The 22109-nt window shown below is 72.2% G+C and carries 16 protein-coding genes; 3 read left to right on the forward strand and 13 right to left on the reverse strand.

Features of this window, described 5'->3' with window-relative positions; translation table 11 throughout:
- Nucleotides 1-19 precede the first annotated feature (19 nt).
- Nucleotides 20-1288, forward strand: a complete 1269-nt coding sequence (locus tag ACN27F_RS15140) for an ATP-binding protein (RefSeq protein WP_421434148.1) — start codon at nucleotides 20-22, stop codon at nucleotides 1286-1288.
- 115 nt (nucleotides 1289-1403) lie between these two features.
- Here the strand turns inward: ACN27F_RS15140 and ACN27F_RS15145 are convergent, their stop codons facing one another.
- The 5 genes from ACN27F_RS15145 to ACN27F_RS15165 all read right to left on the reverse strand — a co-directional run bounded on the left by ACN27F_RS15145 (nucleotide 1404) and on the right by ACN27F_RS15165 (nucleotide 3609).
- Nucleotides 1404-1607, reverse strand: coding sequence for a hypothetical protein (locus ACN27F_RS15145; protein WP_421434150.1), 204 nt, complete (start codon nucleotides 1605-1607; stop codon nucleotides 1404-1406).
- Between the two features lie 135 nt (nucleotides 1608-1742).
- Nucleotides 1743-2003: a hypothetical protein gene (locus ACN27F_RS15150; protein WP_421434152.1), complete on the reverse strand. Its 261-nt coding sequence runs from the start codon at nucleotides 2001-2003 to the stop codon at nucleotides 1743-1745.
- 48 nt (nucleotides 2004-2051) lie between these two features.
- On the reverse strand, nucleotides 2052-2303 hold the full coding sequence (locus ACN27F_RS15155; RefSeq protein ID WP_421434154.1) for a sigma factor-like helix-turn-helix DNA-binding protein: 252 nt from the start codon (nucleotides 2301-2303) through the stop codon (nucleotides 2052-2054).
- Nucleotides 2296-2541, reverse strand: coding sequence for a sigma factor (locus ACN27F_RS15160; RefSeq protein WP_421434156.1), 246 nt, complete (start codon nucleotides 2539-2541; stop codon nucleotides 2296-2298). The genes ACN27F_RS15155 and ACN27F_RS15160 overlap by 8 nt, the downstream gene beginning before the upstream one ends.
- Before the next feature lie 123 nt (nucleotides 2542-2664).
- Nucleotides 2665-3609: an acyltransferase domain-containing protein gene (locus ACN27F_RS15165; protein WP_421434157.1), complete on the reverse strand. Its 945-nt coding sequence runs from the start codon at nucleotides 3607-3609 to the stop codon at nucleotides 2665-2667.
- 245 nt (nucleotides 3610-3854) lie between these two features.
- Here ACN27F_RS15165 and ACN27F_RS15170 point away from each other — a divergent pair, with 245 nt between their 5' ends.
- A complete protein-coding gene (locus ACN27F_RS15170; protein WP_421434158.1) occupies nucleotides 3855-4856 on the forward strand; it encodes an NADP-dependent oxidoreductase in 1002 nt (333 codons plus the stop codon).
- 69 nt (nucleotides 4857-4925) lie between these two features.
- Here the strand turns inward: ACN27F_RS15170 and ACN27F_RS15175 are convergent, their stop codons facing one another.
- From ACN27F_RS15175 to ACN27F_RS15210, 8 genes are all read right to left on the reverse strand, one after another.
- Nucleotides 4926-5363 (reverse strand): hypothetical protein, encoded by a 438-nt coding sequence (locus ACN27F_RS15175; RefSeq protein WP_421434159.1) that lies wholly within the window; start codon nucleotides 5361-5363, stop codon nucleotides 4926-4928.
- 309 nt (nucleotides 5364-5672) lie between these two features.
- Nucleotides 5673-7976, reverse strand: coding sequence for an IS1096 element passenger TnpR family protein (locus tag ACN27F_RS15180; RefSeq protein ID WP_421434161.1), 2304 nt, complete (start codon nucleotides 7974-7976; stop codon nucleotides 5673-5675).
- A gap of 83 nt (nucleotides 7977-8059) precedes the next feature.
- Complete coding sequence (locus ACN27F_RS15185) at nucleotides 8060-10399, reverse strand: 2OG-Fe(II) oxygenase (protein ID WP_421434162.1); 2340 nt, start codon at nucleotides 10397-10399, stop codon at nucleotides 8060-8062.
- Nucleotides 10400-10496: 97 nt separating this feature from the next.
- Nucleotides 10497-11810 (reverse strand): TIGR02679 family protein, encoded by a 1314-nt coding sequence (locus ACN27F_RS15190; RefSeq protein WP_421434163.1) that lies wholly within the window; start codon nucleotides 11808-11810, stop codon nucleotides 10497-10499.
- The gene (locus tag ACN27F_RS15195) at nucleotides 11807-16108 is read right to left on the reverse strand and encodes a TIGR02680 family protein (RefSeq protein WP_421434165.1); all 4302 of its coding nucleotides are present in this window, start codon (nucleotides 16106-16108) and stop codon (nucleotides 11807-11809) included. The genes ACN27F_RS15190 and ACN27F_RS15195 overlap by 4 nt, the downstream gene beginning before the upstream one ends.
- A gap of 67 nt (nucleotides 16109-16175) precedes the next feature.
- Entirely contained in the window at nucleotides 16176-17396 is a 1221-nt protein-coding gene (locus tag ACN27F_RS15200) for a TIGR02678 family protein (protein ID WP_421434166.1), read from the reverse strand.
- Nucleotides 17393-19009, reverse strand: coding sequence for a TIGR02677 family protein (locus ACN27F_RS15205; protein WP_421434167.1), 1617 nt, complete (start codon nucleotides 19007-19009; stop codon nucleotides 17393-17395). Before ACN27F_RS15205 ends, ACN27F_RS15200 begins: the two co-directional genes overlap by 4 nt.
- A gap of 84 nt (nucleotides 19010-19093) precedes the next feature.
- Nucleotides 19094-19666, reverse strand: a complete 573-nt coding sequence (locus ACN27F_RS15210; RefSeq protein ID WP_421434168.1) for a TetR/AcrR family transcriptional regulator — start codon at nucleotides 19664-19666, stop codon at nucleotides 19094-19096.
- A gap of 162 nt (nucleotides 19667-19828) precedes the next feature.
- On the opposite strand from ACN27F_RS15210, the gene ACN27F_RS15215 reads away from it, so the two are divergent.
- Nucleotides 19829-22081, forward strand: coding sequence for a 2Fe-2S iron-sulfur cluster-binding protein (locus ACN27F_RS15215; protein ID WP_421434169.1), 2253 nt, complete (start codon nucleotides 19829-19831; stop codon nucleotides 22079-22081).
- The last annotated feature ends 28 nt before the right edge of the window (nucleotides 22082-22109 follow it).

Here is a 22109-nt window from a genome sequence, read left to right on the forward strand (position 1 = left end):
CACTTGGTAGAATGACGGAATGGTTGAGTATCGGCGCCGCATCCTGGACGGCACGCTGGATGAGCTCCAGCCGCATCTTCGTGCCATGTCGATCCACGGGCCGAAGGGCGTCGGGAAGACCGCGACGGCGATGCAACGAACCGCATCGGTCATCGATCTCAGTCTGGCCGCCCAACGCGAGATCGTCACGGCTGACCCGTCGATCCTGACCCGCCTGCCGGGGCCGGTCCTGGTGGACGAGTGGCAGCGCCTACCCGAGGTATGGGACCACGTGCGACGCGCCGTCGATGCCGGCTCCCCGCCCGGTCACTTCATCATCGCTGGAAGCTCGGCACCGCGAGGCGCAGTGGTCCACTCCGGTGCCGGGCGGATCGTGCCAATGCGGATGCGGCCGCTGAGCCTGGCCGAGCGGGCCATAGAAACGCCGACCGTGAGCCTGGCGGCGCTGCTGGCGGGCGACCGCATCGTCAGCGGCGCCACCAAGCTCCGGTTGACGGACTACGTCGAAGAGATCGTGGCGTCGGGCTTTCCTGCCATCCGCGGATTGCCGCCTCGGGTGCGTCGAGCGGAGCTGGACGCGTACCTGGACAACGTCGTGCAGCGGGAGTTCCCCGAGCAGGGCTACCCGGTTCGCCGGCCGGCCGTGCTGCGTGCGTGGCTGGCCGCGTACGCGGCCGCGACATCAACCACGACGGCGTACTCGAAGATCCTCGACGCGGCAACCGCCGGGCTGGCGAACAAACCGGCAAAGGAGACCACCCTCGCCTACCGAGACGCCCTGACATCACTGTGGCTACTCGACGCGATACCGCCGTGGATTCCCAGCCACAACCACCTGGACCGGCTCGGCCAAGCGGCCAAACACCACCTCGCCGACCCTGCTCTGGCCGCCCGGCTGCTCGGGCTCGACGACGATGCGCTGTTGCGCGCCGAGCAGGGCAGCACGCAACTGTCCGAGAGCACGATCCTCGGCGCCCTCTTCGAGCACCTCACCGCGCTGAGCATTCACACCTACGCCGAGGCTGCCGAGGCCCGAGTTGGTCACCTGCGCACCCGCAACGGCGATCACGAGGTGGACCTGCTCGTCCAACACGCGGACAGCCGAGTGCTGGGTATCGAAGTCAAGCTGGCCGATCGCGTCGAGGACGCCGACACCAAGCACCTGCACTGGCTCCGTGACCGCATCGGCAAGGAACTGGTCGATGGAGTTGTCGTGTATGCGGGCGAACACGCCTTCCGCCGCCGCGACGACATCGCGGTCGTGCCGCTGGCCCTACTCGGCCCGTGACGGGCGATGCCCACGCACCCGCAGCTAGCCATCGAGGTGACGCTGACACACGTTAAAAAGCGAGAATTACGTGTGTCAGCGTCACCTGGATGTGGGCTCGCGTGGACTCGCCTGCTCACTCGGCCGGCTGCGGCCACCCGACCCTCGTCGGGTGCGGGCTGGGCCGGGTGTAGCGCGTTCTGCCCAGCGTGCCGGACAGGGCGCAGGAGGTGGAGTCGGCCGGCGCGAGGTACATCATCGTGTAGAAGAACTGTGTCTGCGTGTCGGCGTACGTCGAGATGACCAGGACGCTTCCTTCGGGGAACAGCTCCGGCTGCATGGCGTAGCCGTCGGTGGAGACCGGTTCGCCCTCGGGGCCGAGTTGGTTAAGCGCCTCACTCGTGTAGCCCCGATCAGCGACACCGGGGCAGAAGCGCTCCGGCAGCCCGGTACGCAGCTCGGCTGGTACGCCGGCTTATCGCAGGTCGGCGGTGAGGCCGGCCGGGCCGTCGAGCCAGATCGTCGACGCCGCGGTGGTCCCCGCCACGGCAGCGGCGGCGACCCCGCCGAACGCGAGCCGCCGGTGCCGCAGCTGCCGAGTGGTGGTGGCGCGCCCGCGCCGTACCGCCGCCACGCCGGACCATCGCGCGGCGTCGGACCATCGCGCGGCGTCGGACCGGGGTTGAGCGAGGATGCCGGCCAGCATCGCCGTGGCCTGCGGCGACTCCGCGTCCACCCGCCAGTCGGCGGCGGGATCCGCGGCGCATCAGTGGGTCGCTTTCCATCATCGTCCTCCTTCGTAAGCCAGCGGTGAGAGCTCGGCGTCCGCCGGCCCCCGGGTCGGTGCCGGCTCCAACGCGGCCGCCAGCCGCCGCCGGGCAAGGAACAACCGCACCTTGTACGCCGTCCGACTGCACCCCATGACGGTGGCGGCGGCGGTGGCGTCGAGCCCTTCCCCGGCGGCCAGCCGAAGCGCCTCCTGATCTGCTTCGGACAGTTGCGTCAGCGCCCGACGTACCCGTACCTGGTCAACCACCACATCGGCGTGGTCGGCCGTGACCCGTCTCGGCGACCTCGCCCAGCCGGGACGTCAGCCTCGCCTGCCGGTCCCGGCCCCGGATCTCGTTGCCGATCAGGTGCCGGGTCATCGCGTACAGCCAGGGCAGCGGGTCGCTGACCAGCACGTCCGGCAGGCGTCGCCGGGCGACGAGGAACGCCTCGCTGACGAGGTCGGGCGCGCGTTGCCGGCCGACCCGGCGCGCCGCGTACCGCATCACCGCGCCGTAATGTCGCCGGAACAGCTCCGCGAATCTTGACCGGCCGTCGTCCATACCCAATCTGTTTCCGCCTCGGCCGACGGGGTTACCGAGCCGAGCGGAGGCTGGGCCATGCCTTGGCTAGATCGGGAATCGGCCGCGGCGCCACTGCCAGTGGCGGCCGGCCGTCAGGTGGTCGACGACGGCGCGTTGCAGCACGGTACGACGGGGCAGCGCGTCGAGTGGCGTGCTCAGGGTGCGGAACACGAACCGCAGCACCTCGACGTCGGCGTCCAGCCCGTCCGGCTCCTGGTACGGCTCCAGCTCGAACCGGCGCTGGAACCGGACGATGTTCGCGTCCTCCGGCAGGTACTCCCGCAGCTGCGGGTCGAGCAGCCACGAGCCGCAGGCGAACGCCGCGTACCGCTCGTCAGGGAAATGCCGGGGGAAGAACGCGCGTGCCGCGTCGAGCGACGCGCTGACCGCCTCCGGGGTCAACGGCCCCGCGTCGGGGATGTGCAGGTCGATGGCGGTGTCGCCGCGCTGGTGTTGCAGCCGGCCCAGCTCGTAGAGGCTGCCGCGCACGTGCAGGGTCAGCCAGGCCTGCATGACCGGCCAGCCCTCACCACGCATCCGCCGGTCGACGGCGAGGTTGCGGCCCAGGTCCGCGAGGGTCACCCAGGACACGGCGTCGGCGATGCCGTGATCCCGGTGGTACGCCCGGACGACGTCAACCAGAGCCAGGTACGCGTACACGTAGAGGTGCCGCCAGGCGGGTCCCCGGTCGCGGGGCAGCTCCGGGCCGGGCGGCAGCCAGCCGTAGCCGCCGAGGTCAGCCCGGACCAGGGCGATCGTCCGGTCGAGCAGCCAGCGCAGCTCCGGGGTCCACAGCGGCGAGTCGGGGTCGGGCCAGCCGGCCATGATCTCGGCGGCGTCGTCCGGCCGCACCGCGAGCCGGTCCAGGATCTCGGGCACATCGGCCCTGGCCGGCAGCGGAGCCGACGGCCGGTCACCGGCGAGCCGGTGCACCCGCTCGACATCCGCGACGGACACCCCGAGCCGGGCCGCGGTCTCGTCCAGGTTCACCCGGATGACGCTACCGCCGCGGCCACCAGCGTCCGCGCCGGAGCCCGGCCCCACCGCCGTCGAACCGCACGTACGTGCGGCTAGCGCCACCTGCTCGGCCCGCATCGCCCTCACTCGGCAACCGATCCGCACGTACGTGCGGAGTGAGCTCCGCAGCCACTCCGTACCGTTGTGGTCTTGAGCGCCAACGGCGGGGCACATCCGGCCTGCCCGGCGCTGGTTCCGAGGATTGGTGGACACCTGACATGCAGGCGTACGTGTTGACGCGGTACGGGGACGCGAGTGCCATGGCACTGCGCGATGTCGCTGAGCCGGCGGTCGGCGACGGCGAGGTGCTCGTCCGGGTCCGGGCCGCCGGGCTCAACCCGATCGACGTCAAGACCCGACAGGGCAAGGTACGGCTGGTGAACCGCATCGACCTGCCCATTGTCGCGGGAAGTGAGCTGTCCGGTGTGGTGGAGCAGGTCGGTTCCGGCGTCACCCGGTTCGCCGTCGGCGACCGCGTGTTCGCCCGGTTGGACAAGAGCAGGCTCGGCGCCTTCGCCCGCTACGCCGCGGTCGACGAAAACCTGCTGGCGAAGCTGCCGGACTCGTTGGACTTCGAGGACGCGGCCGGGCTCCCGCTGGCCGGGTCGACCGCCCTGCAGGCGCTGCGCGACGAGCTGTCCGTCGCCCCGGGTGACCGGGTGTTCATCTCCGGCGGCGGTGGGGGCGTCGGCACCCTGGCCATCCAGCTGGCCGTCTGGATGGGTGCCGAGGTGGCCACCACCGCGTCGCCACGCGGTGCCGACCTGGTGCGGTCACTCGGCGCCAGTGTGGTCGTCGACTACCAGCGGCAACGGTTCAGCGATGTACTGAACGACTACGACGGCGCCTTCGACCTGACCGGCGGGCCGGACCTCGCCGACAGCTTCGCCATCCTCAAGCCGGGAGCCACGACGGTGTCCGTTGCCGGAGTCCCGGAGCCGACCACCGCCCGCGTTGACCTGGGTGCCGGCCCGCTGCTGGCCGCCGCGTTCTGGGCGGCCAGCGCCGGAATCCGTCGCCGGGCCCGGCGGTACGGAGTCAACTACCGGTACATGTTCATGCGTCCCAGCGGAGCCGACCTCGACGTACTCGCCGGCCTGGTCGACCAGGGCAAGCTGCGGACGGTGACCGACCGGGTCTTCCCGCTGGAGCAGATCGCCGAGGGCTTCGCCTATCTCGAACAGGGCCGGGCCAAGGGCAAGGTCATCGTCCGGATGTGAGCGACGGTCTGCTGCGTGAAGGTTCCCCAGACGAGACCGGCCGCAAAGGGCGGGGGGCCACCTGAGTTGTCAACGCCCGACCCACTGCTCAATCTCGTGCACGAGCCAGCTGCGGCGTCCCACCACGGCACCCACCGCCGCCAGCACCGCCGCCAGCACCGCCGCCAGCAACGCCAGGGCGGCCACTGCGACGGAGACCTGTTCGATGCCCGACAGCGTCCGATCGCGCTCCACCGGCTGGACCCACTGGCCGGGCACCGCAGAGACCTCGATTCGCTGGCCCTGCACCAGCTGGCCATGCGGCCAGCGGTACAGCCATCCCGGCTCCTGCTCGTCAGCTCCTGCCACCGCCACCCGGTACACGCATGACCCGGGCTCGGGCGGACACTGCACCTCGACGACGGTGGCTTCGGCCGGCCGCCCGAACATCAGGTGCATCAGCATCGCCGAGGACGAAGACAGGGCCGCCGCCGTGACCAGTCCGCAGGCGCACACCACCGCCGCCATGGGAAAGTTCTTTTTGAGCAGCCCACGCCGACCAGGCCGTCACAGCCCGGCGGCCATCGTCCTCGTGTCGCAGCTCGCGAAGCCCTCGTCTGGTTTCGCGCGTCCACGCTCGCCGCTCCCGGCGATCCCTCCGCCGGTCGGCTCCGAAGACCGACTGAGCAAGCCGACGACGCCGCCAGCCGTACATGGCTCCACGGTAGGAACAGCCCGCCACCGTTGGTCACGTCACGCGCCGTCCTTGCTGGAGATGACCAGACCGAACGCCACGACACCAGGCTCCGGACGGGTCCAGGTGTGACGCGCAGTCGGTCAGCCGAGGTCCTCCGGATCCGGGGTGAGCCGGTCGCGGGCGAACTCGTGGAACCTGGTCGTACCGAGTCCATGCTCGACGGCGAGTTCGGTGAGGTCGCCGAGCAGATCGTCATCCGGGCCGACCTGGTCCAGGTAGTCCATGGTTTCGCGGGCCAGGTCCGACTCCAGGTTCCAGAGCTGGTCGCTGATCGCGGTGAGCGCGGCGGACCAGGCCGGTACGGACTGACTCGGCGCCAGTTCCCACGACTCGAGTTCGGCGGAGAGAATCCGGTGCCGGTCTGCCGGATCGGACACCCGCAGCGGCTGCTCGGTCAGTTGCCCGGGTCGCACCACCGGGACGGCGGTGCTACGCAGCGCGTACGCGCGGCGCAGGTCTTCCCCGTCGGTGGTGGTCGGCGTGATGTCGCTGAGGTAGCCGCGGGCGGCCGCCCGCTCGGGGTCGGCGTAGGCGCGGCCGAACGCCTCGTCGATCTCGGCGATCCGGGCCGTCAGCACCTCGACAGCGGCGGCGGGCAGGCCCTGCCGCTCGGCCGCCCACCCGGCCCAGGCGGTGACGGCGGCACCGAGCCCGGCCCGCTGGGCAGGGGTCAGCTCGAAGGTGCGTGGGACGTGTTCGCCGAGGACGTGTCCGAGCCAGACCGGCCCGATCCGGGTCGGCGCCGAGCCGTCCGTTCCGGTGGAACCGGCCAGGACCTGCGCCCAGAACCGCAGGACGTCGCCGTCGACGCCCGGCAGGGGTGCGGTGGCGGCCAGGAACTCGTCGACCGCCGTGGCCCGGTCCGCCCGGGTGTGGCGGGTCGACTCGACCGGTTCGGGCTGCGGGAGCAGGTCGACCCGCTGCGCCACGATCGGCAGCCAGGCCCGGCTCTCGGCCGGCAGGTCAGGCTTGACTCGCCGGAGCACGCCGGCCAACGCCCCGGACGCCCACGCCAGGGTGGTCTCTTCCAGGATCACCCGGCCGGCGGCGGTGTCGGCGGATTTCTCCAGGACCTCCCGCAGCGCGTCGACGCTTCGGGACAGGTGGACCACGGTGACCGTGGGGGTGGGGCAGGTGGCGATCTCGACGAGGATGCCGTGTTCGGCGGCGTCGCCAGCGTAGCCGAAGGTCACCAGCACGGCCTCCTGATCATCGAAGGCGTCCCGGTAGCGCCACGCCCGTCGTGGGTCCACCTTGCCGAGCCGCTCGGCCCACGCCGGAAGCGGCACTCCACGCCGGGCCAGATCGGACAGCGCCTTCCCGGTCGCCAGGCCGGGCATCAGGTGGTTCACGGCGGCGACGAACGCCGCGACGTGCGGCTTCGGCCGCCGGCTCGCGATGGAGAGCGCCCCCATCGCCAGCCCGAACGACCCCGACGGTTGGGTCTGGTCGAACCGGGCCAGCAGCTGCGAGGTGTGGATCTCCACGTCGAACGGGTCGGCCCGGTCGCCGAACTCACGGAACGTCTCAGCCTCGGCGTCGACCACGTCGGCGCTGGACTCGGCGAGTTCCATCAGTCCGTCCATCGCCTGCTTGACCTGGTCGGCGACCGGCTCGGCCGGCCAGCTGCCGTCACCCGCCAGGACGGTGAACGTGTTGCCGGGACCGCCGGGCCGGATCTCGTCGAGGGTGGCCGTGTGGCGCCACCTCCGGCCGGGGCCGTGGAAGTAGTGGAACTGGTCGCCGGGTTCGGTGGCGATCGACACCAACCGTTCCCCGTCCGCCGGGACACCACGCTGGCCCGACCCGGGCGCGACGATCGTGTACTCGTCGGTGCGGAAGGCGTACGACCCCTCACCGGGCAGGTCGAAGGCCTCCTGAAGCATCCGGTGGGCCCGGTCCAGCGGGGTGTTCGACGGGATGGCGACCCGCCGCCACACCCTCGGCGTCACCCCGTCGAGCTCGACGGTGAGCACCAGCGACGCCGGGTCGGCCGGTTCGACCGCCAGGAACGATGGTGCCGCGCAGCACCTCTTGTACTTGCGGCCGGAGCCGCACCAGCACCCGGCGTTGCGCTCCGGCGGCCAGGCGACGGTGTCGGCGCCCTGCTCACCGAGCCAGCCCACGAAACCCAGCCGGGTCTGCCGGCTGGTCGGGTCCTGGCCGGTCTGTTCCGCGTACGCCAGCAGGCCGGGCACGTCCAGCGCGACGATCCGGATCGGGCCTCGGCCGTCGGCGGACAGCGCCTGCAGCTGCTGCTGGATCTCGCGGCGGTAATCCGCGTGGTACCGGTAGTTGGTGGCGTCCAGCAGGCCGCGCTCCCACGCCTGCTCGTACGCCGATGGTGGGAAGTACGCCATCTGTCGGACGGCCGTGATCGGCATGCTCGGGTCCTCGTAGCTGTTCGGGGTGGTCGGGGTCGGACCGGCTCGGGCTGGCCGGCCGGCTGAGCGGCCGGCCGGCTCGGTCAGTGGGTGAGCCAGGCCAGGTCCTCCTGGGCGCGGCGGCGGGCCTCGCGGTCGCGGTCGAAGAGCGCGTCGGTCTTGCGCAGGACCAGAGTGTACGGTCGCCCGCTGCGCCGGGTCTGATGGTCGACGGGCAGGTCGGCCTGGTCGATGCGGGAGTGGACATGGCGGCGGCGCTGCTCGGCCAGCGGCCACTCGAAGGTGCGGCGCACCGGATCGTCGAGGAACGCCACCAGGGTGGTGCACAGCTCGCAGTCGCATCCCTTGGGCAGTTCCACCGACCAGTCGTCGGCGGCTCGAACTGGCCGGGCGAGCTGCTGCTCGAGCCGCCGGGCGACGTGCGCGGCGAGGGTGTCGAGGGTGTCGAGGTCGGCCACCTGCTGCCCCGCCTGGCCCGCTGCGGTCGCGCGGGCGGCCCGCAGCGTCGACATCGCGCAGTCAAGCACGTCGTCCTCGTCCCGGCAGAGGAACTCGACCGCCGGGCCAGCCAGGTCCGCCGTGCCGAGGCGGGCGGCACCGGCCAGGACGACGGCGATCCGCGGCCCCAGGTCCGCGAGATACTTGCGCCGGTCGCGGGCCGCCGGGTAGGTCAGCAGTCCTCGGGCCCAGCCGTGCAGCTCGGACCAGACGCCGGCCACCAGCAGCCCGCCGACCAGCACACCCCCGGCGTCGGAGGTCGCCCGCAGCGCCGCGCACATCGCGGGCAGCGATGCCAGCCAGTCCGGGGTCTGCTTGTCGAACAGCGACGAACGGGACAGCCAGTTTCGGCCGAACCAGCCGTTGACCCGCTCCCGGATCCAGGACTCGCCGTAGCGGGTGGCGAGGCGGGCGAGCACCGGGGCGTCGGCCGGCGCCAGCGTCTCCACCCGCAGCGGCGCCAGCAGCATGGCTGCCAGGTCCGGCTCATCGAGTTCCCAGGCGACCGCCAGTGCCCGCCCGACGACAAGCTCGCCGGCCGCCGGGGCGACCTGCCAGAAAGAGGCGAGCGTGGCGGCACTGCGCCGGGCACCGGCGACGTCCCCGGCCCGCAGCAGACCGGCGAGCCGGTCGAGGGCCCAGCATGGCGACGCCTGCGCACGGATCGCGAAGGTCCACCGACGCGGCCACACGACGATCGCCGCCCGGCGGTACCACCGGTCCAACGTGTTGCCGTAGTTGCCCATGTACCCCTCGTACTCCGACGATTGGGGCGACAGGTTCGCGGTGGGCGTCGTGGCACACACCTCGTCGTCTGAAATCCGCAGCGATGTGGGCACCACCTCGCCGGACTCGTCCAGCCAGCAGTCGAGGGTCATCGACGAATCGATGAGCTCTTCGAGCTCGTACTCGCCCGATCCGCTCCCGCCGCTGGGTTCCTCCTCGTCGTATCGATACCGACCGTATCGACCCCGGCCCCGGCCCCGGCGGCCCCATGACTCCTCGGGGTCGACGGCGCTCCAGGTCTCCTGCAGCTCCGCCAACGCCAGGGTGACCTCACAACCGGCGGCCTGCGCGGCCGCCCGCACCGCTGCTGCGCGGCCGACGTCGTCGCCCTTGAGCCGGTCCCAGCCCAACGCCCGCTGGGTGTACTCGTGATCCAGCAAGTAGACCAGCCGGGCGGGCTCGTCGGACAATTCGGCGAAACAATCGTCCAGGCAGCCGCCCAACTCGGTGACCAGGTCCTGGTCCAGCCCTTCGGCGGCCAAGGCGACCGGGTCACCGGCGAGCAACAGGTTGTAGGTCAACACGATCCGGTGACCCGACGTCACCGGCGACACATGGTGCCGACAGTCGGCGTAGAACGCGACGAAGGTCAGCTCGTCCGGTGACGATTCGTAGGTCCCGGTCCGGCCGGCGTGCTCGACCGACAGCACGCCGCCGGCCGTCTTCGACGGCAGCGTCACCACCAGGGTGCCGACCATGGCATCGGCTTTCTCCGAATCCTGATGTGGCGCGAAGAACTGGCCGGGCCCGTACGCCAGCATCGAATGCAGCTCGGCTACCAGCTCGCACCCCTGGGGCAGGCCGAGGTCGGCTCGGAGGTGGTCCAGCATGGGGCGCAGCGTTTCGAGCCACCGCTGTTCGTCGATGTCGACGAGGCTCGTCGGGATTTCCCACGTGTCCCGGACCTTGGCGTCCGTCAGCGTCTGCTCGCCCTTGCCGAACCTGGCCGGCCGACCAACGGAGCACAGCTGCTCCGCCTGCTCGGCGGTCGCCGGAAAGGCGATCGGCCCGACACCGCGCACCGAGAGCGTCAGACCATCGGGCGACGCGGTACGACGTGCGCTGAACGCGCCCGCCGGGCCAGCGGTGCCCAGTAGCGCGGCCAGTCGGTCAGGCGGGGTAACGGGGGATGCAGGCACGCGCAGACTCTAGGCCAGACGATCCGGTGAGGCCACTCTCACGTCCGTTCAACGGACAACCGGTGCGACAGTCGACTATGGGCAGTCCGATCAAGCTTTACCGGGCGCCGGACAGGTCTGCGAGGAGGGTGTCGAGGACCAGCTCCTCCTCGACACGCGTACCGTGCCGGCTCATCAGCGCGGTCAGTTCGGCGTCCCAGTTGGCATCGACCGGCCGACCGGTCAGCGTTCCCGACGCGGCACCCGTGCCCGACGCGACACCCGCCACCGCCGCCCGGTACGCGGCGGCGTCGTAGCGCCACGGCTGCCACGTCACTCGGGAGCGCAACAGGTTGGCGATCCGTACGCCGCCCCAGTCGAAGTCGCCGTGGTAGCGCAACCGCGCGCCACTGGCAGCCAGACCAGCGAGCAGCCGTAGCGCGGCGGTGCTCGGCTGACCGTTGACGCAGACCAGCGGCGGACACGCCGGACCGAGCAGGTCGGCCGCCGCGGCCAGTACGGTCGGGTTCTCGCAGACGTGGACGGTGCCGGCCGGAAAGACCGGCTGTCCGCGGCCGAGTTGGCGCAGAGTCAGCACGAGCGGTTCACCGGTCGTCGCGGCGGGCGCGGTCAGGGCGTACAGCCGGCTGCCGGGACTCGCCACCACGTTGAGTGTCAGGACGGTCGACGACAGTTCGTCGACGAGGACGCCGGCGCTGTCCCACAGCGCCCGCCGCCGCTGCGCCGGGGACGTCGGTTCGTCGTCGCCGCGCCACCAGACGGCGCGGACGGCCGACAGCACGAGCGTGGCCAGCGGACGGTCGGCGTCGAGGGCGTGCGCGTCGCCGGTGGTGTGTGCGGCGAGCCGAGCCAGCGGGATCCCGTCGGCAGGCAGCGCCGCCAGCACCGCGACCAGGTGCTCGACGAGGGGACCCGCCGCGTCCGGCGTACCGGACAGTCGGCGCGTCAGCGCGACCGTACCGCGATCGCCGCACCAGTCGGCCAGGTCGGGCGTGCGCCGGCCGAGCCGGTCCAACGGCGCCAGCACGGTACGCCAGGCGGTGTCTTCGGCGGCGCGGACCTCGGCGTTCACCGGCACCGGCCCGAGGATGGTCTCGACGGCGGCGGCCAGTCCGTCCGGGTGCAGGCCGCTGCGGCGCACCACCTGGTCGAGGTCGTCGAGGTTGACCGTCAGCGACGTGCCCCGGCCGGGTGGGCGCCCCAGCAGTCGTTGCACCGCCAGCCGCTCGGCCGACGTCGGCTGGCTCAGCGAGATGGTGCCGGTCAGCGGCCGACCGTGGGCCATCCGCTGGCGGACCCGCTGCACGACCCGTTCGGTGTCGGCCCCGCCGAGCTGGCGGCGCAGCCGGTCGAGATCCGGCCCGACCACCTCACCGTCCGGCCCGACCACCTCACCGTCCACCTCGGTCACTCGGCGGACCACAGCGCGGGCTGCTCAGCGCCGTCAGGTCCGGCCGGGTCCGGTCTGGTCGGGTCCGCTTCGCCGTCCGGTCTGGTCGGGTCCGCTTCGCCGTCCGGTCTGGTCGGGTCCGCTTCGCCGTCCGGGCGGGTCGGTCGCTGCTGCGGTACCGCCAGCTCGACGCGACGCATCCGGTGCCGTTCCCGCCCGTCCCACCGCCACGGGGTGACCAGTACGGCGTCGATGCCGTCGTGCCGGGCCAGCTGCGCGATGCCCAGACCGGGCACCTGCGGATAGCAGCCCCACTCCCGTTCGCTGGTCATCACCACGTCCAGGTCGAAGGTGGCGAGCAGCCCGAGACACTTGGCCCGGGAATCGTCGTCGACCCCGGCGAACGCCTCGTCGAGGGCGATCAGGCGCGGCGCGTACGGGTTACCCGCCGAACCGTAGTACGAGGAGGCGGCGGCGAACAGCGGGATGCTGGCGGCCAGCACCCGTTCACCGCCGGAGGCGGGACCGGTGGCCGGGCGCCACTGCCCGTCCTGATGGCGCTGGATCGCGAACTCGTGCCAGGCCCGGTAGTCCAGCGCCCGGGTGAGCTGCTCGTGCCAGGTGGCCGCCTCGTCACGCAGCCGTTCCCGGCTGATCTGCTCCTGCAGGAACGCGCCGATCGCCCGACGGTCGGTGTCGTTCCACACGTCGGTGCTCTGCCGCAGCTGCCGGGCACGCAGCTCGGCCAGGCCCGGCGGGGCGTCCCGGGTCGGCCGCCACAGCAGCCGCAGCCGCATCCCGGTGGAGGTGGGCCGCTCCTCCAACTCGCCGTTCATCGTCGCCACCTGCAGTTCGGCTCCGGCGACGAGCTCCTGCAAGGCTCCGGCGACCTCGTTGACCAGGTGGGTCTCCAGCACCTCCCGTTCGTGGGCGGAAAGCACCCGCTGCCGTTCGTCGATCTCGGTGACCAGGGCGGCGGACAGGTCCGCGACGGAGCGGCTGTGTCCCTGGAACACCACCTCCACGATCATGATGTCGTCGCGGACGACGGGCAGCACCTGGTGCCCGTGCCGGGACAGGCTGTCGGTGAGCACCTTCATGTCCAGGCTGACCTGATGCTGGACCCGTTCCCAGGGGCGGTCGCCGTCGTCGACGTCGGCGAGCAGCCGGTCGACGCCACGCGCCACGGTCACCGCCGGCGTCGTCGCCCACGGCTGTCGGGGGTCCGGCAGTTCCTGCTCGGGGCAGGCCAGGGCGATCAGGCCGGTACCGGCGAAGGTCCGCAGCACCTCGACGGCGGCGTCCCGGGTCGCGGTGGCCTCCGCCAGGTCCCCGGTCAGCCGGTCACGTCGCCCGCCGGCATCACCCCGGGCCTCCCGGGCCTCGCGTTCGCGCTGCTGGGTGTCGCGGCGTTCCCGCCCACACTCCTGCTCGGCCTCGGCCACCTCGCGAATGCGGCGTTCCAGGTCGGCGACGGACGCACCGGCGGTCGCGTCGAGCGTCTCGAACTCCACCCGGGCCAGCCGGGCCGTCTCGGCTGCCTCGGCCGCCTCGATCGCGGCGGGTTCGAGCTGCCCCCGCTTCTCCTCGTATGCCTGGGATGCCTCGTCGCGGCGGCGCGTCGCGTCGCGTACCCCGGTCAGGGTGGGCCACCAGGCGGCGAGCGTGACCTGGTAGTCCTGCAGCCCGTCGCGGACCTCGGCCAGCCCGTCGGCGTCGGCGGGCAGGCCCACGTCGTCGGCGAACTCGGTCGCCTCGGCCAGTGCCGCCTGTGCGGCCGAGACCGCCGTACGGTGCCTCGCCGCCGCCTCGTCACGTCGGCCGGCGGTGTCCCGGCGTAGCTGGTGGGCGCCACGGACCACGGTGTGTGCCTCGCGCAGTGGCTGGTCGGAGGGGAGGTTCTCGGTCTCCCGGCCGACCGCCCGCCGGCGTTCGTCCAGTGTGATGCGTTGCTCGGCGAGGTCGGCCGACACGGCGGCGAGTTCGTCGGCCTCGGCGTGCAGCGCGGCGATCCGGGCCCGACGGACAGCCTCCCGGGCGCCGTCGCCGATGTGCTCCGCGTCCGGTTTCGTCCACCGGCCGGTGACGACGCCGATGCCGAAGCCGCCGTCGGTGCCGACCCACGTCGGCGCGCCGGAGTCCGCGCCGAGGCCGATGGCGGCGAGTACGGCGGCGACGGTCCGCCCAGTCAACGCGGCGGCGTACGGGTCGGCGTCGTCGATGGCCGGGCGCAGCAGGGTCCCGAGGTTCGTCCCCGCCTCGACGGTGGGTCGCAGCAGCGCGTCGCCGCTGGCCGGGTTCCGTACCGTGCCGTCCGGGTCGATCCACGCGTCGAGCACCCCGGCGGCCTCCAGCGCCGCCTCGATGCCGGCGCGCACCTGCGGCGGCACGTCCTCGACGAAGTCAACGACTCGCCACAGTGGAGCACCGGGCCGGTCGAGGCGTACCTGCGGGGACCGGGTGTGCGGTGCCGGCGGTGGCTGGTGCACCCCGTCGGTCAGCCGACGCAACTCGGCGTCGATCTCCCCGACCCGGTCGGCGACCCGCCGCTGCTCGGCCTCCACCGCCGCGTCGGCCCGGGCGATCGCCTCGGCGGCCACCCGGCTGGCGGCGGTCACCTCCCGGGCGACCGGATTGTCCCCGTCCAGGGTGGTCACCCAGGAGTCGAGTCGGCCGAGCACCGCCTCCGGGTCCACGATCGACAACTCGACCAGCCCGGTCAGATACTCGCCGGTCCGCCGTACCAGTGTTTCGCCCTGTTCGGCCGCGACCGTCTCGGCGTCGGTGACCGCTTCGTCGGCCGTCGCCAGCTCGGCGTCCAGCCGGTCGGCCTCCTCCCGCGCCCGGTCGGCCAGGGTCCGGGCCGAATCGGCGGCGACCCGGAGCCGATCGAGGGTACGCAGCGCGGCCCGCCGGTCCTCGATCAGTTGGCCGGCGGCCCGGCGCGCGTCGTCCAACCCGCCGCCCGGCCCGCCGGCAAGCCCGGCGGCGGGCCCGCCGCCGCGTGGTTCGTCCGGCAGGGCGGCGAGGACCCGGTCACGGTGCCGGTCGGCGAATCGCGCCGCCGCCGCGCCGCCCGCCACCCGGGTACGGGCCGCCGCCTCCTGCCCCTGGGCTGCCAGCAGCTCCTGCGCCGTCTGCTCGGCGGTACGCCGGGTCCGCGCCACCTCCGCCTCGACGTCGCGCAGACGTTTCGCCTGCTGGCCGGCGAACGTCGCCAACTGATCGGCCGCCTCCCGCAGCCGACGCAGGTGCTCGGCCGTGCGTGCCTCGGGGCTCTCCGCCAGTGCCCGCCGGCGCGCCTCCAGCTCGGTGCCGCGCGCGTCCAGCTCGGCCAGCCGGACTTCCGCCTGGCGTACCGCCTGGTCGGCCTGTTCGTGTGCCCGCTGTGCCTCGCCCAGCTCGCGGCCCAGCTGCTCGTACCGGCTGTGTTGCTGGCGCAGCACCGCGGCCTTGCGTTTCGTCGCGATCCGCGCGTACTGCCGGTAGCGGGTGAGGAAGTCGTCGGCCGCCTTCTTCGTCTCCCGCAGCTCGGTCAGCGTCTCCCGCTCGTCGTCGAGACCCCGGAACGCCTCGGCGACCTGGGCGATCAGGTTCTCGTCCAGCGGCGGCAGCGCGTCGCCGAGCGCCCGGGACAGGGTCTTCTCGTCCGGGCGCTTCGACAACTGCGGCTGCCGCAGCTTGATCAACAGGGACACCAGTGCGTCGTACCGGTCGCCCAGGCCGAACAGCGCCTCGTCGACCGCCCGGCGGTAGTCGACGGCTCGGTCGTAGAGCATCCCCGCCGGGCCGATCGCGTCCCGCAGCCGGTCCCGGGTCGACGCCGTACCGGTGGCGGTGAGCAGGTGCAGATCGGCGCCGACCCGTTGGCTGGTGACGAAGTACCAGTGCCGGGCGATTCCGCGCCCGGCCACCGCCTTCAGTCCACAGCCGATGGTCAGGAAGCGGGCGGTGCCGTCGGCGTCGCGGCGGCCGAACTCCAGCCAGGTGTAGCCGGTCCGTTCCGGGTGCGGGTGCCGGCCGCCGAGCAGCAGGTTCCATTCCATCCGCTTGTGCGGATCCCCGTCGGGCTCCACCCGGTACGGTGCCAGCTCACCATCCAGAAGAAACGGTACGGTCAACGCGAGAACCTTCGACTTGCCGGTGCCGTTGTTGCCCCGCAGCAGCAGACTGCCGCCGTGGAAGTGGAACTCCTCCTGGTCGTAGTAGAAGATGTCCACCAGCCCGGCCCGCAGCGGCTGCCACCGTTCCCGGTCCGGCACCGGCAGGTCCCGGACCAGGGTCGACGTCGATGCGGATTCGATGGCGGCGGCGGTCACGGTGACGGTTACTTCCTCTCATCGACGGAGCGAATCGTCGGCGCAGCGGGTGGATCAAACGGGTGGATCAACGGACGACGGTCCGGGTTTCCCGGATGGTCGGCTCCGCCAAGGCGTAACGGGCGATCGCCGGGCGGGCGACGACCAGCGGGTCCTCGGCCGGCTCGACCGAGATCAGCTTGAGTGCGTGCAGCGCGTCCAACGCCGTGGCGACCAGTTCGATCTCGGCGCCCGGATCGGTGGCATGTTTGCGCCAGTACGACCGGTGCGCCCGGGCCAGCTCGCGGGTGTGCCGGTGCAGTTCGCTGACCCGCAGCCCGCCCGCGCCGCCCGCGCCGGCCGCCGCGATCCGCTCCGCCAGCAACAGTGTCAGGTGGCTCTGCATCCCCTCGGCCGGCATCCGGACGTCGGTCAGCTCGTCGGCCGGGTCGACCATCGCGACTCCCTCGGCCCGCACCTCGCCGACCAGCCCGGTCAGTTGGCTGATCCGGCTCAGGATGGCGTACCGCTGGCTGGTCAGGTAGGCCAGCTCGGCTTCGGTCAACTCGTCGTAGTAGACGACCGGCTGTTCGAGCAGCAGCCGGGTGAGCCGGTGCCGCAGCGCCCGGTTGCGGGCGTCCTCCACGTCGGGCACGACCTCGACGGTCAGTGCCGCCAGCCGGGCGTCCGGTGCCACGTCACCGATCATCGACGGGCCACGGCTGCTGGCCAGCAGCCCGGCGATCACCCGCCGGTCCACGTCGTAGAGCGCGTCGCCGCTGGTGCCGAGGTATGCGTCCTCGTGGCCGGCCACCCGACGTAGCACCCCCCAGTGCAGCAGCAGCCGGACCACCGCCACCATGTCGGCGCGCCGCTCCCGCCGGTCCAGGGCGAACGTGAACCCGGTGGCGGCCAGCGCCGGATCGGCGGCGGCCAGAACCACGTCCTCGGCCAGCCGGCCCAGGGTGATCTGCCCGTCGGCGCGTTCCAGCGCGGCCAGGGCGAGGCAGGCCAGCACGTACCGCTGCCGGGAGAACGGGGTCCTGGCCTTTGGATCCCGGGCCGGATGGGTCTGGTCGCGCGGGTCGGCGGTCAGCTTCATCAGCCGGATCGTCTGGGCGTCGGCGACCAGCCGCCACCCGGTCTCCCGGTCGAACCACTCCCTCAGCTCCGAGGCGTACGTCCGGACCAGTCGGAAGTCTTCGTCCGGGGTCAGCCCGGCGACCAGCAGGGGGCGGGCGAGCAGCAGCCGGGCGGCCCGCTGCAACCGGCCCGAGGAGTCGCCCTCGGCAGGGCCGCGAGCCCTCATCCGGCCACCCCGACCGAGGCGAGGTCGGCACTGGCTGACGCACGGTCGGCTGCGATCGGCGCGCGGTCGGCTGCGATCGGGGCGAGATCGGTGATGTCGACGAGATGTTCCGGCCCGGTGAGCACCCCGTCGGCGGTGACGATCCGCACCGGCGGTGCTCCGTCGACGCGGACCAGGCGTACCCGTAGCGTGCCGTCGGAGGTGGAGGTGGTCACCTCCGCCGCGCCCGGCCGCCGGGCCGCCAGCGCGTCGCCCAGCAGCTGAAGGAAGAGCCGGAACTCGGCGGTGTCCAGCTCACCGAGGCGCGACAGCGGGACGGGGCCGGCGGTGGCCAACGCCGCGCGGGCCCGAGCCGTCTGCGCCGTCTCCCGCTCGGCGCGTTCGGCCAGCTGCCGTCGCTGCGCGGAGCGGTCCAGCACCCGGCTCGGCGAGCCCCGCCGCTCGTACGATCCGGTCCTGCGCAGTCGCGGGCTGATCTCCAACCGGGGTGCCTGGGCCCACGATGTCGACGCCGGCACCGGCCGTTGCTCGACCGCGGCCAGGGTCTCCGCGGTGACGGTCAGGTGCCGCACCGGCGACAGACCGAACGCGGTGTGCCACAGCCGGTGCGTGGTCTCGTCGTCGGGGGCCTGCGCGAACCACAGCGCCAGGGACCGGAAGTCGGCCGACCGGTCCGACCGGCCGGCCCGACGTTCGTTGATCGACGCCACCGCGCCGAGCAGCTGCCGGATCGCGCCGATGGCGGCGGTACGCAGCAGCCGCGCCTGGGACTGCCGGCTGGAGTCGCCGCTGACGAACCAGTCCCGCAGCCCGTTCCAGCGTTGCTGCCAGACCCCCCGCGCCTGGTGCAGTGCCTGGTCGTCGGCGTCCTCGCCGGGCGCGGCGTCGGTGGCCTCCCGACGGGCCACGATCTCCAGCAGCGGGCGCACCCCGGTCGCCTCGATCCGGTGGGTCAGGCCGGCGATCTCCGCACCCCGGTTGGCGAGGTCGGCGATGAACCGTTCGATGTACGCGATCAGCTGTTCCTTGTACGCGAGGAAGGCCGCCACGTCGGCGTCGGCGAAGTCGACCGCCCGCCGCAGCGAGGCCATGAACGCCTGCGCGTTGTCGGCCAGCCCGGTGAACCGGTCGACCAGGCTCAGCATCAGCAGGTGGGTCTTCGCCGGATCGGGCGCGGAGCCGGCCGCGGCCTCGGTGGCGATCTCCAGCAGGGCGCGCAGCTGGTCGGCGATGTCGGACAGCGCCACCGACTGCAGCGCGCCGCGCCGGCCGATCGTCTCCTCGTACGTGGCGATCGCCTGCTCGGCGGCGTGGCCGTGCGCGCTCAACTGATAGAGGTAGCGGGCGCGGTGGAAGTCCTCCACCGTGGTGACCCGTCCGGTGTCCGGGTCGGCCCGCAGGTTGCCCCAGTCGGCGAGCTGGGCCAGCGCCGCCGCGACGGCCTCCAGCGACACCCCGGGACCGATCTCGGCCAGGACGTCCTCCGGACGCAGGTGCACGGTGAACCGACGTTTCGCCCGAACGAATGCGTTCAGCACGTCCCGGTACAGCGTGACGTTCTGCGTTTGCAGGTGCGCGAACGGCTGGGCGGGCGGGGCGGTGCCGGTGGACATCCCGCCATCATCGCAGAGTCGTTCGCGGCGGGCGGGCAGCCTCTCCCACACCGTGACGGCCGCAAAAAAGCGACATCGTTCCACCTACCGGTCGCCGCGCAGATACCGGGTCACCATGTCGACCAGTTCGTTTTCGAGCGTCTCGACCGGGATGGCCCGCGGGTCCGCCATCAGCTTGTGGGTGTTGACCTCCACCGTGAACAGGATCAGCTCGGCTGCGGTGTCGACGTCGCGTACGTCGACGTCCGGGTGTCGGGTGAGCAGGTCACGCAGCTGACCGACCCGGACCTCGCCGTGCCGGTTGATCGCGTCGAGCAGCTCCCGCGAGAGCGGCGCCTCCTCGATCATGATGCGGAGCAGTTGCGGATCGTCCCGATGGTTGTCGATCGCGTCGCGGACGATCGCCTGGACCATCGCCTTCAGGCTCCCGACGGACATGTCGAGCTGATCGGCCTGCTGCCAGGCACCGCGATCGATGTGGCGGACCAGCAGCTCGGCGAGGATGGCGTCCTTGTTCGGGAAGTACTGGTACAGCGAGCCGATGGAGATGCGGGCGCGCTCGGCGATGCGGTTGGTGGTCCCGGCGGCGTAGCCGTGCTCGGTGAAAACGTGAGCGGCGGCGGTGAGGATGCGCTCGCGGGTCAGCTCGGCGCGCACCTGGCGAGGCCTGCGACGTGGCTGAAGACGATCGTCGCCCGACGGCATCCGGGTCCTCCTCGACGGCGACGAAAAGCGAGTAGCCAAAAGATGAGCTATTGCTCAGAATAGTGCTGTGAACTGCAAAAACCAAGACTTGATCGGTACGGATGGCGAGCCGAGATGGTGAGCATCGCAGGCCGACTGACGACAGTGGAGCAGGTCGAGACGATCGTCGGCCGACCAGCGCCGATGGTCGTGCTCAAGCAGATCAACGCCCTCGACGAGGGCTGCCGGAGCATCCTGGCCCGCTGTCCGATCGCGGCCTTCGGCTACCGCGACACCAGCGGCACCAGCAGGACGACCTTCATCGGCGGCACGCAGGGATTCACCCACGTCCACTCACCCACCCGGATCTCGTTCGCCCTGCCAGCGCCCGGCGACCCGGACGGGCCGGTCTCGTTCTTCTTCCTCCTGCCCGGCGTCGGGGAGATCCTGCGCGTCAACGGCAGGGTGGTCGCGCGCACGGGCGCGCGGACGACGGTCGACATCGAGCAGGCGTACGTGCACTGCGCACAAGCCGTCCTCCGGTCCCGCCTGTGGCGGCCGCCCACCCCGCCGGCACCGGCCGGGCCGGCGGCACCACCCACACCGGCGGCCGGGACGACGGGTGACGGCCCGCTGTGCCGACCCGGCGTCGCCGAGTTCCTCGCCACCGCACCGTTCCTCGCCCTGTCCAGCTGGGACTCGAATGGTGGAAGCGACACCAGCCCACGCGGCGACCGGCCGACGGTGGTCCGGATCCTGGACGGTCACACGCTCGCCATCGCCGACCGCAAAGGCAACAAACGCGCCGACACGTTGCACAACCTGCTGCAGGACGACCGGCTCTCGTTCGCCGCGCTCGTCCCCGGCCGCAGCGGTGTGCTGCACGTGCGTGGCCGGGGTGCGATCACCGACGACCCCGCGCTGCTGGAGACGATGGCGCTGCGTGGGATGGCACCGCACGCGGCGCTGTTCGTCGACGTCGAGCACGCCGAGGTGACCGACAACTCTGCGGTGGCGCGCTCGCGGCCCTGGGATCCCGACGGGCACATCCGGCCCGGCGAGGTTCCGGACCTGATGGCGCTGGCCGGGGAACGCCTCGCCGTCGGCGCGGCGAACGCCGCGGGCGGCCCGCCAGCGTTCCTGCTCAAGGCCCTCGGGGCGGTCCCGGGGATGCCCCGGTTGGTGCGCCTGGTGTTCAACCGTGCCTATCGTTTCGGGCTGCGCAGGGAGGGCTACGACGGCATCGAGCCCGAGGCGGTAGGCGGGCGTCGTCACGGCCTGCTGACCCGGCTGCGCCGCCGGCCGGCGACCGGTCCGCGGACAGAGAACCCGCGGACAGAGAACCCGCTCCGCGAGGTACGGGTCGTGCAGGTCCGCCGGGAGACCCCGAACGTCGTCACCGTCGTACTGGCCGACGCCGACGAGCGCCGAGCACCGTTCGACTTCCAGCCCGGCCAGTTCTTCACGCTCGTCGTCGACATCGACGGTCGACCGGTACGACGGGCCTACTCGGCCTCGTCGGCGCCCGGCTCGCCCCGGCTGGAGGTCACCGTCAAGCACGTCGAGGGTGGGCGCTTCTCCACCCACGTGCACCGTGACCTGCGTGCCGGCGACCGCCTCGCGGTACGCGGGCCGTCGGGCTCCTTCCACACCGCAGGACAACGTCGCGGTGACATCGTGCTGGTCGCGGCGGGCAGCGGCGTGACGCCGATGATGAGCATCATCCGTACGCGGCTCGCCGCCCGGACCGACGATAGCCGGACCGACGATAGCCGGACCGGTCCCGACAGCATCGCGCTGCTCTACAGTAGTCGTAGCGAGCAGGACATCATCTTCGCCGACGAGTTGCGCCGGCTGGAGCGTGCGCACCCCGACCGGTTGTCGGTCACCCACGTACTGACCAGCAGGGACCGGCGGCTCGACGCGGACGGCGTCCGCCGCTGGATCACCGGCCTGTCCCCGGCCCGCGACGCCCACTATTACGTCTGCGGCCCCGGACCGCTGATCGACGCCGTCCGAGGCGTGCTGACCAGCCTCGGAGTCCCGGACACACTGGTACACCACGAGCTCTACACCAGCGCGGCGGACCCGGCGACCGCGCCGGCCGTGCCCCAGCCGGTGACCGTCGAGCAGGATGGACAGCCGGTCGCGACGGTTCTGGTCGAGCCCGGTCAGACGCTGCTCGATGCGGGACTCGCGGCCGGGTTGGCGATGCCGTACTCCTGCACCGTCGGCAACTGCGGGGAGTGCGTGGTGAAGCTCCGCGTGGGGCAGGTCGCGCAGGACGAGCCGAACTGCCTCACCCCACGGCAGAAGGCCGACGATTACGTGCTGACCTGCGTAGGTCGCCCGATGTCGAAGGTCACCCTCGACATCGGGGACCCGTGACCGGCCGACCGGTCCGGTGTCGGTGGTC

The organism is Solwaraspora sp. WMMB335 (assembly GCF_049179075.1).
In the GTDB taxonomy this organism is placed as follows: Bacteria; Actinomycetota; Actinomycetes; order Mycobacteriales; family Micromonosporaceae; genus Micromonospora_E.